Raw genomic sequence first — 15,733 nt, 5'->3', positions numbered from 1 at the left:
TAATTCCCCCATGCGACTGACCGTCAACGGTGAAACCACCGATGCCCGCGAGGGACAGACCGTGCGCGAGTTGATTGATCAACTCAAGCTCGGCGATCGCGCGGTCGCGGTGGAAGTGAACAAAAAACTCGTTCCCCGCCGGCTGCATGAGACGACACGTCTCGCGACAGGCGATGTGGTGGAACTGGTAACGCTTGTTGGCGGCGGTTAGAGGCTCCTGAGCGTGGTTGGGCATGCGACATCGCATCACCATCGATGCGGACGCTGCATGCAGCCCGACTTATTCGTGTATTTACGCCATAATGAGTGATCTATGACCGCTTCCATCCAAACATCACAGGCATCGGCTTCTCTTGACGCACCGCTGGTTCTGGCCGGCCGGACTTTCCGTTCACGGCTCATCGTCGGCACGGGCAAGTACCGTGACTACTCGACCATGCAGCAGGCACTCGACGCCAGCGGTGCCGAGGTCATCACCGTAGCTGTTCGCCGTGAACGGCTGTACAACGAAAAAGGTGAAAGCCTGCTTTCGTTCATCGACCTCAAGCGATACACGATCCTGCCGAACACAGCCGGCTGCTTTACCGCGGAAGATGCGGTACGTGTCGCCCGTCTGGGGCGTGAACTGCTTGATCAACTCGGCAATGCAGGCAAGGATTGGGTGAAACTCGAAGTCCTCGGCGACAAGAAAACGCTGCTGCCTGATCCTGTCGGCACGCTCGAAGCCTGCCGCGAACTGGTCGCCGATGGATTTCAGGTCCTGTGCTACACGAGTGATGATCCGATCATGGCGCAGCGCATTCGTGATGCGGGGGCAGCCAGCGTGATGCCCGCCGGTTCGCCGATCGGTTCAGGGCAGGGGGTGCTCAATCCGAACAACATCCGTCTCATCCTTGAATTGCTCAAGGGCAAGGAACTGTCCGGCGGACGAGGCGATGCGAATTACCCGGTGATTGTCGATGCAGGCGTCGGCACCGCCAGCGACGTGGCGATTGCCATGGAGCTTGGAGCCGACGGTGTGCTGCTCAACACCGGCATCGCCCACGCCAAAGATCCCGTTCGCATGGCTCACGCGATGCGCATGGGCACCGAAGCAGGTCGCCTGGCGTATCTGTCAGGTCGTATTGATAAAAAGCTCTACGCAACGGCGAGCAGCCCGTGGTCCGGCGTGATCTCCTACATACCGGGAGAGTAAAGCACAGAGCAAGCAGGGAAGGCTTGCCTCGCACGAATCGCTTGTGGATCAGGGTTTGTCGAATTGGGTAAAATCCACTGATTACTGGAGATTTGCCATGACTGTCGCTGCCACTTCATCGCGTTTGCTTTCGCCTGTGGAAGTCGCCGCCTATCGTCGTGATGGATTCATCGCGGTACCTCACCTCTACTCAGCCGAGCATGTGCTTGAATGGAAGCGGCTGATCCAGAGTGTGCTCGATGAGGAAAAGAAGCAGGTAGGCGATGCGTGGGATCTGACCTCCAGCGGCGTGCGGGTGTGGAATGCTCCGAACATCCATCCGACGTTGCGGGCGGCGATGAAGGATGACCGTGTCACGCCGATCCTGCAGCAGATCATCGGACCGAATGTGGAGTTTCTCAGTGCTAAGGCGGTGTTCAAAAACGATACAACAAGCTTTGCCTCACCCTGGCATCAGGATTGGTTTTACTGGGAAGGGGCCAGCAAGATTTCCGTCTGGATCGCGATGGACGACGCGACGCCGGAAAACGGCTGCCTGAAGATGATCCCCGGCACACACGTCAAGGTATTTCCCAAGACCAGTCACGAGGGCAATGCGTTTGTCAATCGGATTGATGATAAGGAGATCGCGGGTTTACCGGTTTCCACGCTGGCGATCAAGCGTGGCGGGGCGGTGTTTTTCCATGATTGTGCGGTTCATAGTTCTTATCCCAATACCGCCAGAACCGACCGCTGGTCGCTGATCTCGACTTATCGTGATGCGTCGGTGCGCGATGAATGCCAGCCGAGTCTTCAGGAATACTGGAAACAACCGATGCTGGTGTGCGGTCAAAGCGTCAATGGCGGAATGTGAATATCGCTGAGATTTAAGATTATTTCCGCTGATACGCAATCGCGTAAAACGAAAGCGTTTTCCCGGTGTAGTTCGGCTCGGAGCGATGCCAGGTGTAATTGGTGAAGAACAGTGCGTCACCCGGCGACATCGACACGAGCACTTCCTTGGAAAAATCCACAGATGAGTTGGGGATTCGGTGCCGCTTAAACGGCTCCGTTGCCCGCCCACCCATGTAGGGCGGATCGTCGAAATAATTCTCGTGTTCCTGGAGTTTCCAGTCTCGCTGACTGCGCGGGATGACCGCCAGTGCGATCGCGTCTTTGCCTACCTCGTCCAGCGGCAGCCAGCAGTTGCACCCCAGTTGCGGGTCGATGTGCCAGTAGTACGAATCCTGATGATAGAAAGTCCGGCCGCCTTGCTCGCTGGTGATGAGCCTGCTTTTGATCCCAGCCTGGTCGGTGAAAGGCTTGACCGGCCCGCCGAGAATCTCACTCATCGCTCCGATCATGTTGGCATGCTCTACGACGCGGCGGAATGCCTCACTCCGCTTGGCGGGAAGTTGAAGACCTGCGACGAGCTTTCCGCCTTTGGGATTTTTCACGTAGTCCGGGTGACAGACATGAAGATGCTCATCCGGCCATATGGAGTCGCCTGCTTCGACCCTCAGCAACTCCGTACGAATCGGGGGCAGCACATCGACGGGAATAAGCCCGCGCACAACTGTATATCCCTCGTCTCGATATTGCTTCAGTTGTGTCGAGGTTAACAAAGGCTCATGTGTGGTGGTGGAGGCAGTGCTCATGAAATACTCCGGAAAAGATTAAGCGACAGACTCAGGATACCCATTATGCTAGCCGCGGTGCATCTAGGCCAGATAAAATTATGTAAAATAATTTTTTGACTTTTACCTCTCGTCAGCCTATAATTATGGTCGCTTGAAAATCATCTCACAGGCGAATCGGGATTGCTCCGGCATCCACGAAGTACGGACGAGAGTCCAGGTAAGGTTTGTTGGCATATCTTGAGTTTGTGGAAGCGGAGTTCTCCGGCGGTTGTTACCGCCAAAGACAGGATTGCTGATTGTTGAACGTTGAAAATTTCATTTCCAGGACATTGTTGTCCAGCAAATCACATCAGGCCTGAAGGAGCGCAAGGGATGCGCTTGGGCCGCGAAACTTGCGCGTGATCAGTCTTCGTCGGTCGGTTTGTGGTTTGAGGGAATGCGGACAGCGGATAGCCGCAAACGCATTTCCACCATGAAAAGAGAGCATTTGACGCTGCCGGCACCATCCCGGCGGCAGGCAGGGTCGATTGGCATTGACCTTGCGTTCAGTGGACCACGAGGCGTCGATCTCCATGGACTTACTTCGCCTCAATGAAACGTCGTGCTCTGAAAGGCGGATCGTGGAACAAAGCCTGCTCGACATCTTCCGGGCCTCCGGAGACGCGAATATCGGAAAGACGCTGCTGCGCTTGGCGCGGCTGGCGGAGGCGGCCCATCAGTTCGAGTCGGTCAAGGCGATGAGGGATGCCCGATCGGATGCGGAGATAACAGATCATCAGCGACGGGCTGAAGGACTTAGCCCGAGGCCTGTGGTGAATCCCGGACGCGTGGAACGGCACGCGGGGGCGTCAGTCGGCAAGGAGGCTGATCGATGAACTACGGGTTGTATCTCTCCGCTTCGGGCGTCCTGACGAACTCGTATCGCCAGGACGTCTTTGCCAACAATCTGGCCAACGTGGAGACCATCGGATTTAAGCCCGATGTCCCCGCCATACGCCAGCGCCGTCCTGAGGCTGTCGAGGATCCCGGAACCGGCTCGGCCTTTCGTCAACGTCTGCTGGAAAGGTTGGGCGGCGGAGTGCTCGCCGGGCCGCAGCGAATCGACTTCACCCCCGCGCCGCTCAAACCCGGCGGCGACCTCGACGTGGCCCTTCGGGGTGAAAACGCCTTTTTCGCTGTGCGGACCAACGAGGGCGGGCAGCAGAGCATCCGTCTCACACGGGATGGTCGCCTCAGCCGCGATCCCGACGGCTACTTGGTAACCGCTGCGGGTAATCATCGATTGCTGGATACACACGACCGGCCGATCCAGCTTGGCCTCATCGGGCCGGTGAAGATTGACCCCGCGGGTCGAGTGATTCAGGACGGCGAGACGATCGCCCAGATTCAGGTCACCGGAGTCAATGACCTGACGAGCCTGCGGAAGCAGGGGAGCAGCCTCTTTGCCTGGACGGAAAAGAGCGATCCACGCATTGCGCCCAGCGACCCGACGATCAAGCCCGGCTACGTCGAGTCCAGCGGTGTTGATCCGATTCGTGCCCTGATGGACATGATCAGTGCCACCAAGGAAGGCACTGCCAACGGGAATCTGATCCGTTACCAGGATCAACTCATGGACCGCGCGGTCAACACTTTTGGTCGTGTCGCCTGACTCGATCCCTAACCAAGGATATTTATGGCGGTTTCCGCACTTCATTCATCGGCTACGGGTTTGTCGGCGTTGTCGCAGAGCATCGACATCATCGCCAACAACCTCGCCAACGTGAATACCAACGGCTTCAAGGCTTCACGCGCGAACTTTGAAGACCTGCTCTACGACCAGAAACTCCAGCCGGGCGTGCAGAACGCCAACGGCGACGAGCGACCGGCCGGTCTCCAGGTCGGGCTGGGTACCCGCATCAGCAACACGCAATACGACCTGAGCACCGGCAACCCGATCCCTACCGAGCGAGACCTCGATCTGATGGTGCAGGGTAACGGCTTCTTTCGGGTCAGCATTCTCCAGGAGAAGGGTAACGGCATCGGATACACACGCGCGGGAAACTTTTTCCGCAACAGCGAAGGCGACATCGTGCTCGGTAATACCGAAGGCCCGCGACTCGATCCGCCCATCAACCTTCCCGAAGATGCGACCGACATCAGCATCAGCGCTGACGGCCAGATCAGCTACATTCCTCCCGGATCGACGACGGCAACCGTCGCAGGACAGATCCAGCTTTCCAACTTCGTCAATCCCAACGGCCTCGAATCAATCGGCGGAAATATCTATGTCGAGACCCCCGCATCCGGGCAACCCATCGAGGGCAATCCCGGCGAAGGGGCACTGGGCACGATTCTTCAGGGTCACCTCGAATCGTCCAATGTCGATCCCGTGAAAGAGCTGGTCATGCTGATTAAGACACAGCGGGCGTTCGAAATGAACAGCCAGACCATCCAGGCTGCGGACGAAATGCTCCAGGTCATCAGCAACCTCAGGAGAGTCTAAGTCGAATGTTCAGCCGTATGAATCCATCTCGACGCCAGATGTTCCGTGATCTGCTGATCATCGTGCTGATCACGCTGGCGATGATATTGGCACTGGCGATGGGATCGCCGGTCTGGGCGGACTCGATCAAGCTCTCGAATGAGGTACGAGTCGGCAGCGGGGAGATCACGCTCAAGGATGTCGCGCAGCTTGAAGGCCCGGAGGCTCTGAAACTCGCGGATGTCGTGGTTTCCAATCTCAACGATACGGAAATCTTCCTTTCGCTCGAAAGCATCCGTGATCTTCTGACGGCACGAAACATCAACTGGGGCGTGATTTCGCTGCGCGGGTACACCCGTTGCCGCGTGCAACGTGAGGCGGCGAACCCGGCGGCACTGGCCAAGCCGATCGAGATCGCGGAGCCGGCTGTGGTGATCGCCAACCCCAAAAAAGAAGTGGCACTCGACGGCCCCGTCACGGTGAAGGATCGGATCGTTGATTTGATTATCCAGATTACGGGATCGAACAGGGATGATTTACAAATCACGTTTACCCCGGAGGACGCACGTCTGATCGCGCAGCCGGCATTCGGCGGAGATCGCTTTGAGTTCGAGCCGCAGTCGAGCACGGGGCTTGGTCGCGTGCCGGTAATCGTAAGACGCTGGCATGACGAACGACTCATGGATACTCAGCGCGTGACTGCGAGCGTTTCGCGGCGATACCTGGCGGTGGTCGCCACCGGAACCGTGTCACGTGGACAGACTTTCACCAGCGACGACGTGGAGATCAAGGAAGTGTTCCTCGACCAGTCGCGCGGCTCGTCGCCGATGACGGATATCTCGCGTGTGATCGGCCAGGAATGCACCTCACAGATTCGCAAAGGATCGGTGGTCTTCGCCAACGGCATCAAGTCGCCGGTGCTCGTCAAGCGCGGAGAGTTGATGACCGTGCGGAGTGTCGCGGGGAACCTGGTGGTCAAGACGACCGCCCGTGCGGGGGAGGACGGGACATACGGCCAGATTATTTCGGCGCGTAACGAGCGATCACGCGGCGCGTTTTACGTCAAGGTCACCGGCTCTCAGGAAGGTCTGGTCACTGCTGAGGCTGCCGAGCCGGATCCTCAACCCAGATCATCCGTGGATTCCGCGCGTCGGCGAGAAGGAGAACAACCATGAGTTTGATGAAATGGGTTTCGATCCTGGTCATAGCGGTAGTCGTCAGCTCATGGGGCAGCCGCCTTTACGGGCAGACTTCGTCGCTTTATGTCACAGAGGTTGCAGTACCGGCTCCGAAGGGAGTTGGCAACAACCCGGTCGATCGCCTTTCACCCGCTCTTTCCAGCAATTCGCTGGCGGCAGTCAAGATGCCTGAGCCGCGCAAGTTCGCCATGTATGACCTGGTGACCATCATCATCCGTGAGAGCACGGAGAGTGACAGCGAATCGACGCTCGACACCAAGAAGGAGTCGAAGTACGACGGCGAAGTCAGCGCGTTTCCAAATCTGCAACTGGCAAAGCTGTTGCAGTTCCAGCTTGAGCCGTCGAGCTTCAGCAATGGCAATCCGAGCCTGGGCGTGAATTTCAAGAGCAACTTCAAGGGTGACGGCAGTGCCAAGCGATCCGACACATTCACCAGCCGCATCACTGCTCGAATCATTGATGTCAAGCCCAACGGCACGATCGTGATCGAGGCCAGGAAGTTCATCCAGAGCGACAAGGAAACACTTGAGATGGTTCTGTCGGGAACATGCCGCAAGGAAGATATCACCATCGATAACACGATTCTTTCGACACAGATTTATGACCTGAATCTCAAGAAGATTCACAAGGGTGAGCTGCGCAATACAGCGAAGAAGGGCTTTATCACCAAGGTTCTCGATGGGATTTTCAACTTCTGAGTCGTCGCAGAGGGAAACTTCCGGGACATGGACGGTTCAGTGGAGAGTGATCGGATGTTGATGAAAAGCAAGAGCTGCAACTCGGTGAGGTTTCCCGCTCGCTTACCCGCAGGCATGAGCCGCCTGGCAGCTGTGCTTGTCGTGTTTCTGATGGCTGCGACGACAGCTCAGGCGGTTCAGGTGCAGGATCTGGTTCGTATCAAGGGAGCGGAGACCAACAAGCTCGTGGGAATGGGGCTGGTGTTTGGTTTGCGGGGTACGGGTGACGGCGGGAAATACCTGCCGGCGATGCGGCCACTGGCGGCAGTGATTCAGCAACTGATGGACCCGAACGTCGTCGCTGCCGAGCTTAAGGACGCCAAAAACGTCGCACTGGTGGCGCTCTCCGCCACTCTGCCCGCAGGCGGTGTGCGTGAAGGCGATCATGTGGATGTAAACCTCTCCTGCGTAGGCCCGGCCAAGAGTCTCGAAGGCGGGCGGCTGTTCATGATTCCACTGGTGGGTCCGCTGCCAGGCTCACCCACCTTTGCCTTCGCAGAGGGAGCTGTGACGATCGACGATACGGACAATCCGAATGTCGGCGTCGTCAAGGGCGGAGCGCAGTTGATCCGCGATATCCGTGCGCAATACATCGATAACGGCAAGCTCACGCTGGTGCTCGACGACTCGATCGCGTCCTGGCCGATGGCTAACAACCTGGCGAGTCTGATCAACGGCTACATGTCACCTGATGGGCCTAATGTCGCCAAAGCTGTGGATCAGAAAAATGTTGAAGTCACGGTTTCCGCGGACGATCAGAAAGACCCCGCGACCTTCATCAGCCAGATTCTCCAGGCTTATGTGCATCCTTCGCAGATCAGCGGCGGAGCGCGTGTCGTGGTCAACGCCAAGACCGGCACCGTGATTGTCAGCGGCGATGTGCAGATTTCACCGGTCGTGATTTCGCATCAAGGTTTGACCATCACCACGATCACCCCGGAGGCGACGCCAACGGTGGGGAATCCACGGATCGAGGAAAAGCGATTCGTAGCTATTGATCCTGAAAACGTCGGCGGGGCCAAGTTGTCTGATCTGCTTATGCAGCTCAATCAACTCAAGGTCGATGCGAAGGATCGCATCGCCATCCTGCGTGAAATCCACCGGAGCGGCAAGCTGCATGCTCAGTGGGTGGAGGAATGAACATGAACATCGACAACCAGACCGCAGCCCTCAAACCGATGCCCATGCCTCTGCCTCAACCGGGCAGCACCCGTACCGCGGCTCCCGCTTTCAGCGCGATGCTGGCGTCACTGGACGGCGCGACGGATCGCAGGAAACAATCGGTTGAAGAAACTGCGCGTCAGGCGGCGCAGCAACTCGTGGCCACCACGCTCGTGCAGCCAATGCTCGCACAGATGAACAACGACCCGTTCAAAACTCCCATGTTTCACGGCGGACAGGCGGAGGAGACTTTCAATCAGCAGCTTCAGACGATTCTGGGTGACCGCATTACCGCGGGAGCAAACTTTCCAATCGTGCGGACGGTTTACAAACAACTGATGCAGCACGTCAAGCCGCAGCCAGCTCAGCAGGCGGGGATCAATATCAATGGATAAATCACCGGACCATTTGCTGGAAAAAGATCTCGCTGCGCTGGAAGTGATCCTGCGTCAGCAGCTTGCGCTGCATGAACAGATGCTCGTGACGCTGACGGACAAGAAAGCCGCACTGGTGCATGCGGACCACAAAAAACTGACGAGTCTGCTCCAGCAGGAAAATCGTCACGTGCAGGCGATCAGCGAACTGGAAAAACAGCGATTAACGCTGGTGGGTGACCTGACCTTGAAGATTGATCCGCGTGCTGCGGCGCCTCTGCGGCTGCCTGAGTTGGCGATGCGAATGCCGGAGCCGGCGCGCGGGCGGCTGATGGTGCTCCGCGAACAGGTGCGGCAGCGGATGGAGCGAGTTCGAGAAGAAGCCGGTCTGGCGCGGCGAGTCACGGAATCGCTCGTTCGCCATATGCACGGACTTGTGCAATCCATCGGCAGCGCGGTGACGGGTATCGGCACCTACAACCGAGCCGGCACGCCGCCACAGGCGGCACTGGCGATCAGCACCTTTAACACCACGGCCTAAGTCATGAGCCTCAGCGGCGCATTACAAATCGGACGCTCGGCACTCGTGGCCAATCAGGCTGCGCTCGAAGTCGTCGGCAACAACCTTGCCAATGTCGCTACCAAGGGCTACCACCGGCAGTCAATCGTCCTGGCGGCCAACCGTGACCAGGAAATTCAGCGAGGAATCTTCGTTGGTCGCGGCGTTCACATTCAGGAAATCAACCGTCAGGTGGATGACGCGCTCGAGGGTCGCATCCGCAGCGGCGTGTCGGATCAGTCGGCTTCCGCTGCCACACGCGACATCCTCAGTCAGATCGAGTCGCTTCAGAATGAATTATCCGACAACGATCTCTCCTCGCAGCTCAGTGAATTTTTCAATGCGTGGAGTGAGTTGGCGAATAATCCGCTGGATAACTCGGTGCGCCGCGTCGTGGTTCAGAAGGGCGAAACCGTTGCGTCCTACATCCGCAACCTGCGGACGGGAATCACCGCTGTGCGGGCGCAGGTGGACGAGAGCATCTCTGGAGATGTCTCCGCAGCCAACGATCTGCTCTCGCGTGTGGAGGAGTTGAACACCCAGATCGTCCGTGCTGAGCAGGGCACCGGCAGTGCCCACGGCCTGCGCGATCAACGGGATCAGATTCTGGCGGAGCTTGCCCAGTACGTTGACGTATCGACCATTGAGCAGAGCAATGGCGCGGTTGATGTGTTCGTCGGCTCGCTGCCGGTCGTACTCGAAGGCAAGAGCCGCGGGCTGGAGGTTCGCCGCCAGACGATTGACGGTGATCTTCAGATGGATGTGGTGCTGTCGGCAGACGGCAGCATTCTCCAGCCGACGTCAGGACGCCTTGGTGCGTTGATTAAATCACGTCGTGATGATGTCAATGCTGCGGTCGATACCCTCGATACCTTCGCCAATCAGCTTGCATTTGAGGTCAACCGTGCCCACTCTCAGGGACAAGGTACGAAGGGCTATTCGTCGGTTACAGCGACGAATAAAGTTTCAGATGCGAATGCGGCTCTCAATGCGGCTGGACTGGCGTTTTCTCCCAACCACGGCACCTTCCTCATCCACGTCACGCAGAAATCAACCGGCCAGCGCACCACGAGCACGATCAACGTCGATCTTGACGGCATCGGTACGGATACCACGCTGACCAGCCTCGCGGCACAGCTCAACACGGTCGCCAATGTGAATGCCTCGATTACGCCGGACGGCAGGCTGCGGTTGAATTCCGGCGGCGGTGACTTTGAGCTTTCCTTCAGCGAGGATAGCAGTGGTACGCTGGCGGCCCTGGGTATCAACACCTTCTTCCAGGGCACGGATGCTTCTGATCTCGCGGTAAACAGCGTGGTATCCGGCGATCCCGCCTACGTCGCCGCCGGTCAGAATCACGTATCCGGCGACAACCGCAACGCCCTGGCGATTTCTTCGCTGGCGACTCGGCCGCTCGCATCACTCGGCGGTCTGAGCATTTCCGATCAATGGTCACGCCATGTCGAGGACTATGCGGTTCGGCTGGGGCAAGCGGATCAGAAATTCCAGGCGGATACCGTGGTCCGCGAAAACCTCGAAGCGCAGCAGCAATCAGTCAGCGGCGTCAACACCGACGAAGAAGCAATCAACCTGCTCGCGTTTCAGCGGGCTTATCAAGGCAGCGCGCGGTTTCTGTCAGTGGTGGACGAAATGTATCAGACGTTGCTGGGTCTGCTCTGAATCCGCATCTGGACGGACTGAAGCCTTATGTCACGCATTGGAATCCTCTCAACCCGCAGTACCGCGCAGCTCAGCGCCAATTCTCTGCTCTCGTCTTTGCGACGCACGCAGATGCAATTGATCAAGGCGCAGAACGAAATCAGCACAGGCAAGGCGGTTTCCAAACCATCCGATGCCCCTGCAAAGGCGGCGTCAATCCTGCTGCTGCAACGCCGCCTCGCGGAACGTGAACAGCACGATCGCAACCTCCAGCACGCTTCAGGCGTGCTCGATAACACCGACAACGCCCTCTCAAACGCGGCTGATCTGTTGGTCGAGTCACGCGGCATCGCATCCAGTCAGGTCGGCATCGGCTCCAACGCTGATACACGCCGAAACCAGGCGGCAGTCATTGACGCCCAGATTAAAGCAATGATGGATGTCGGTAATCGCAAGTTTCAGGATGTTGCCCTCTTCGGCGGCAGCTACAGCCCCGCCAACGGCGGCAATGTTTTCATCGATAAGCTGGGGGGCATTCAGTATGTCGGGCAACGGAACAACCTCGGAACCGATACCGGCCTCGATGACCCGTTGAGCTTTAACTCCAACGGCGTAGATGCCTTCAATGCGCTCTCAACCCGTGTCCGCAGCTTGATCGATCTCGACCCGCAGGCGACTGCTGCAACTCGCATCGCGGATATCAACGGTGCGATGAATGCGGGATTTCGCGGCGGGTCCGTGGTCGTCGATATTGATGGAACCGCGGTCAACGTGGACCTGACAGATGCAGCCACGCTTGGCGATGTGGTGACGCGCATCAATAACGCCATCAGCGGTGTGGATGCCACAGCCGGATCACTGGCGATCTCCGGTTCGGGATTTTCGCTGACGGCTGCGGCGGGTCACACGGTCGCCATTGGTGAAATGGGTGCGGGCGTGGCGGCGGCGGACTTGGGAATCAAACTTTCCGCGACCGCTGCAACGGTGGCTGGCGGCGATTTAGACCCTCGACTCACCCAATACACGACGCTGGCGTCACTTGGACCTTCCATCGACTGGAACGGCGGCCTCCTGATCACTCAGGGGAACACGACCAAAGTCGCTGACTTCAGCTCCGCGACGACCATTGAAGACATGATGAGCGTGATCAATGGTCTGGATATAGGCCTGCGGCTGGAGGTCAACGATGATGCCAACAGCCTGAATCTCGTCAGCGAAATCAGCGGCATCAATGTTTCAATCGGCGAAAACGGCGGAACGACAGCCGAAGATCTGGGGCTTCGTACTTTTGCGATGGGTACGTTGCTCTCGGACTTCCGCCACACGCAGGGAGTCGATAACCCCGCGGGTGACGACTTTGAGATTCGTCTGCACAACGGCACGGTCGTGACGGTCAACCTCGACGGCGCAGTCAGCGTCGCTGATGTCATCAGCCGCATACAGTCTGCCGCGACGAGTAACGCGACCAATGGCGGTGCTCCGGTCGTGTTGAATGTCGGCGCACCCGGCGCAGCGGGGACGGATATCAACATCGGGCTGGCGACGACGGGTAACGGCATCGTGATCGAGGATGGTACGGCGGGGGGGCAGGCGTTCCGGGTGGTCCAGCTTGGCCAGAGTCTGGCGGCGGACAATCTGGGCATCTACCAGAATGCCGGCACAGGCAGCACGATTAACGGTACGGACAACTGCCCGGTTCGGGTGGACAGCATTTTCTCTCATCTCATCGCACTGCGTGATGCTTTATTGCGCGACGATTCGTCTGGCATCACAGTTGCTGGAGGAGATATCGAACGCGACATCGAACGGCTCGCACAGGCGCGGGCGGATGTCGGCGTCAGAGCGCAGCGGGTCATGAAGCAGCAGGAACGGTCAGGCGACATGAAACTCGTGGAACAAAGCATAATCAGCACGCTCCAGGACGCGGATCCCACGGAGGTGATTACGCGGTTTACTCAACTCCAGCAGCAGATGGAGGCGGCACTGAGCGTCGGTGCCCGAAATCTTCAGATGTCGCTGCTGGATTTTCTGCGTTGATTCTGCGCGTGAAGCGCAAGGGTTGCGCGTCGGTTACCGCCTTCGGCCGGTGGAACTGACCCGAACAGAGACGGCAGGAAGCCGTCGGCCGGATCGTGTGGTCCGGAGATCCAGGATGGATGGCCGAACAGGAACAGTCGCCATGATGATCAACACGACGAGATTCGGGAAGGTAGAGGTGGATGAGCAGCGCATCATCACCTTCCCCAAAGGTCTTCTGGGATTTCCCAAGTACAAGACCTTTGTGCTCATGGAGCCCGCAGCGGACAGCTATTTTTTCTGGCTTCAGTCGATCGAGACGCCGGACCTGGCGTTCGTCGTCACTGATCCGAGCCTGTTCGTCTCGTCGTACAAGGTCCCGATCAAGCCGGAGCAGATGGAGGAACTGGGCCTCGAGTCATTGGACCACGCCCAGGTGCTGGTGATCGTCAACAAGCGTGACACGCTGCTGACGGGAAATCTTCAGGGGCCGCTGGTCATTCATGTGCATCGGAAGGTCGGCGAACAGCTTGTGCTGTCTGACCGTCGCTTCACCACACGGGTGCCGCTGCTGGAGTTGCGGGCTGGTGTCGAAGCGATGGCGGGATAAGTCTGACGAAGGATTCAGAGGTCGGGGTTTCGCGGTAAGAGCGAAAACTCCGGCCGGTGTGCGTGAGGTTTGGGTGTCAAAAAGATGCTGACTGGATGGATTCGGATGAATCCATAGACGGCGGCAAACACTGACGGCAAACCTGAAAACGGGACTCGACGCAAGGATGTGTCGAGAAGCAGCCACGGAAGGAGTTTTTAATGCTTGTGCTTTCCCGTCAGCGCGACGAGACGATCATGATCGGCGACGAGATCGAAATCACCGTCGTCGATATCCGGGGCGATAAGGTTCGTCTGGGCATCAATGCCCCCCGGAGTGTGCATGTGCACCGGAAAGAGGTTTACGAGGCGATCCAGCGGGAAAACGCCGAGGCCGCTCGGGTGCAGGTCGATGATCTCAATGTTGCGAACAAAAATCTGCGTCGGGCTGGGGGACCGTACCCCGGAGCGCAGCAGGGATAAAGCGTTCGGATGATCGGGAACTTTAACTCTTACTCACACGGGACCGGGCAACACCCGGGTTACAGGGACCAGGGGTAATCACGTCGGCACCAGCACTCGGGAAGGATCTCGAGTCACCGGTACGGGAACCCCTTAAACGTCTAGGCATCCCGACAATCAAGGAGGATTGTCATGTCAAGAATCAACACCAACGTCAGCGCACTGGTCGCCCAGCACAACCTTGTCAAAGCGCAGTCCGATATGCAGGTTCGCCTGCAACGGCTGAGCACCGGCCTTCAGATCAATCGTGCCGCGGATAACCCGGCGGGCTTGATCGTCAGTGAACGGTTGCGCAGCGAAATCGGCGGAATCACCCAGGCGATCGACAACATCGAGCGCGCTTCCAATGTGATCTCGACGACGGAAGGATCACTGGCGGAGATCTCGACGCTGCTGACCTCGATCAAGGGTCTGGTGGTCCAGGCCGCCAATACGGGCGCCTTCAGCCCCGCTGAGATCGAGGCCAACCAGCTTCAGATTGACTCGGCTGTCGAGTCCATCACGCGAATCTCCAACACGGCGAGCTTCGCCGGCCTGAAACTGCTCAACGGCTCGCTGGACTACACGACCAGCGGCATCAACTCGACCCAGATTCAGGATGTCAAAGTCTTTGGAGCCAACTTCGGTACGCAGGCCTATATCCCGGTGAATGTGGAAGTGCTTAACAGCGCAGAAACCGCTTCACTCTTTATTTCGGGTAATACCGCAGGCGCGCCGGGTCAACTCCTCTCCAGCGTCAGCTTCGAGGTCACCGGCAACAAGGGCGTCGAAGTCTTCAGCTTCGTTTCAGGTACCGCGCTGTCAGCGGTCGCCTTTGCCATCAACCAGGTTAAGGATGCGATCGGAGTATCCGCATCGCTGGCCAGTGCGGGCAATCAGACATCAGGTCTCAATATCGTCAGCACTTCTTTCGGTAGCGATGCGTTTGTCAGCGTTCGTAAGCTCAGCGGCGGCTCCTTCTTCCAGAGCTTCACCGCACAGGGCGGCTCGGCAGTCAATCGTGATACCGGCCAGGATGTGCTTGCTCTAGTCAACGGAAACCTCGCTCTGGGTGACGGCACCAAGCTCACCATGCACTCGACGACTCTCAACATCGAGCTGAATCTCACCCAGACTGCGGCACAGCAGCTTTCGACCTACAACTTCAGCATCACAGGCGGTGGCGCGAGCTATCAGATCGGCCCATCGGTCAACTCCAGCCAGCAGGTTGGCTTCGGTGTGCAATCCGTGGCGGCAAGTCGGCTCGGCTCTGAGGCCACCGGATTCCTCAACTCAATCGTTACCGGCGGGGCCAACAGCCTCGTCGCGGGGCAGGCGGACAACGCATCGCAAGTTATCGACTCGGCAATTGATCAAATCTCGCTCATGCGTGGCCGACTCGGTGCCTTTGAAAAGAACACGCTCGATACCGCGGTGCGCAGTCAGCAGATCGCACTGGAAAACCTCACCGCTTCGGAGAGCAACATCCGTGATGCGGACTTCGCCGCTGAAACCAGCAAACTGACACGCGCTCAGATTCTGGTAAACGCAGGGACTTCGACGCTCGCATTGGCGAACTCGACAGCTCAGAGTGTCTTGCGTCTGCTCCAGACATAAACCGGTAAGCCTCGACCTACTGAACTTTCGGATCGAGGCAGTGC

At 58.1% G+C, this 15,733-nt stretch carries 17 protein-coding genes; 16 read left to right on the top strand and 1 reads right to left on the bottom strand.

What is annotated here, in order from left to right:
* Positions 1-10 precede the first annotated feature (10 nt).
* The 3 genes from thiS to IT444_02890 all read left to right on the top strand — a co-directional run bounded on the left by thiS (position 11) and on the right by IT444_02890 (position 2,048).
* Positions 11-211, top strand: coding sequence for a sulfur carrier protein ThiS (thiS, locus tag IT444_02900; GenBank protein ID MCC7191707.1), 201 nt, complete (start codon positions 11-13; stop codon positions 209-211).
* A 102-nt stretch (positions 212-313) separates the two neighbouring features.
* Positions 314-1,195, top strand: a complete 882-nt coding sequence (locus IT444_02895; protein MCC7191706.1) for a thiazole synthase — start codon at positions 314-316, stop codon at positions 1,193-1,195.
* Positions 1,196-1,292: 97 nt separating this feature from the next.
* Positions 1,293-2,048: a phytanoyl-CoA dioxygenase family protein gene (locus IT444_02890; GenBank protein ID MCC7191705.1), complete on the top strand. Its 756-nt coding sequence runs from the start codon at positions 1,293-1,295 to the stop codon at positions 2,046-2,048.
* A gap of 19 nt (positions 2,049-2,067) precedes the next feature.
* On the opposite strand, the gene IT444_02885 is transcribed toward IT444_02890, so the two are convergent.
* Positions 2,068-2,832, bottom strand: a complete 765-nt coding sequence (locus IT444_02885; GenBank protein ID MCC7191704.1) for a phytanoyl-CoA dioxygenase family protein — start codon at positions 2,830-2,832, stop codon at positions 2,068-2,070.
* 554 nt (positions 2,833-3,386) lie between these two features.
* Here IT444_02885 and IT444_02880 point away from each other — a divergent pair.
* The 13 genes from IT444_02880 (at position 3,387) to IT444_02820 (ending at position 15,689) form a co-directional block, all read left to right on the top strand.
* Complete coding sequence (locus tag IT444_02880) at positions 3,387-3,689, top strand: hypothetical protein (protein ID MCC7191703.1); 303 nt, start codon at positions 3,387-3,389, stop codon at positions 3,687-3,689.
* Entirely contained in the window at positions 3,686-4,465 is a 780-nt protein-coding gene (locus IT444_02875) for a flagellar hook basal-body protein (GenBank protein ID MCC7191702.1), read from the top strand. The genes IT444_02880 and IT444_02875 overlap by 4 nt, the downstream gene beginning before the upstream one ends.
* 24 nt (positions 4,466-4,489) lie before the next feature.
* Positions 4,490-5,299, top strand: a complete 810-nt coding sequence (gene flgG, locus IT444_02870) for a flagellar basal-body rod protein FlgG (GenBank protein MCC7191701.1) — start codon at positions 4,490-4,492, stop codon at positions 5,297-5,299.
* A gap of 17 nt (positions 5,300-5,316) precedes the next feature.
* Entirely contained in the window at positions 5,317-6,453 is a 1,137-nt protein-coding gene (gene flgA, locus IT444_02865; GenBank protein ID MCC7191700.1) for a flagellar basal body P-ring formation protein FlgA, read from the top strand.
* A complete protein-coding gene (locus tag IT444_02860) occupies positions 6,450-7,175 on the top strand; it encodes a flagellar basal body L-ring protein FlgH (GenBank protein ID MCC7191699.1) in 726 nt (241 codons plus the stop codon). The genes flgA and IT444_02860 overlap by 4 nt, the downstream gene beginning before the upstream one ends.
* A gap of 27 nt (positions 7,176-7,202) precedes the next feature.
* Positions 7,203-8,354, top strand: a complete 1,152-nt coding sequence (locus tag IT444_02855) for a flagellar basal body P-ring protein FlgI (protein MCC7191698.1) — start codon at positions 7,203-7,205, stop codon at positions 8,352-8,354.
* A gap of 2 nt (positions 8,355-8,356) precedes the next feature.
* The gene (locus IT444_02850; GenBank protein MCC7191697.1) at positions 8,357-8,770 is read left to right on the top strand and encodes a hypothetical protein; all 414 of its coding nucleotides are present in this window, start codon (positions 8,357-8,359) and stop codon (positions 8,768-8,770) included.
* Positions 8,763-9,290 carry a flagellar protein FlgN gene (locus IT444_02845; GenBank protein ID MCC7191696.1) on the top strand — a complete coding sequence of 176 codons (528 nt, stop codon included), beginning with the start codon at positions 8,763-8,765 and terminating at the stop codon, positions 9,288-9,290. The genes IT444_02850 and IT444_02845 overlap by 8 nt, the downstream gene beginning before the upstream one ends.
* 3 nt (positions 9,291-9,293) lie before the next feature.
* Complete coding sequence (gene flgK, locus IT444_02840) at positions 9,294-10,988, top strand: flagellar hook-associated protein FlgK (GenBank protein ID MCC7191695.1); 1,695 nt, start codon at positions 9,294-9,296, stop codon at positions 10,986-10,988.
* Positions 10,989-11,015: 27 nt separating this feature from the next.
* On the top strand, positions 11,016-13,004 hold the full coding sequence (locus tag IT444_02835) for a hypothetical protein (protein MCC7191694.1): 1,989 nt from the start codon (positions 11,016-11,018) through the stop codon (positions 13,002-13,004).
* Positions 13,005-13,119: 115 nt separating this feature from the next.
* Positions 13,120-13,593 (top strand): flagellar assembly protein FliW, encoded by a 474-nt coding sequence (locus IT444_02830; GenBank protein ID MCC7191693.1) that lies wholly within the window; start codon positions 13,120-13,122, stop codon positions 13,591-13,593.
* Positions 13,594-13,793: 200 nt separating this feature from the next.
* Positions 13,794-14,054 carry a carbon storage regulator CsrA gene (gene csrA / locus IT444_02825; protein MCC7191692.1) on the top strand — a complete coding sequence of 87 codons (261 nt, stop codon included), beginning with the start codon at positions 13,794-13,796 and terminating at the stop codon, positions 14,052-14,054.
* 171 nt (positions 14,055-14,225) lie between these two features.
* Complete coding sequence (locus IT444_02820; GenBank protein MCC7191691.1) at positions 14,226-15,689, top strand: flagellin; 1,464 nt, start codon at positions 14,226-14,228, stop codon at positions 15,687-15,689.
* Positions 15,690-15,733: the final 44 nt, after the last annotated feature.

The sequence above is a fragment of the Phycisphaeraceae bacterium genome, from assembly GCA_020851465.1.
Classification (GTDB): Bacteria; Planctomycetota; Phycisphaerae; order Phycisphaerales; family Phycisphaeraceae; genus JADZCR01.
The sequence above is the reverse complement of the archived record's forward strand: the minus strand, read 5'-3'. Positions and strand labels throughout refer to the sequence as shown.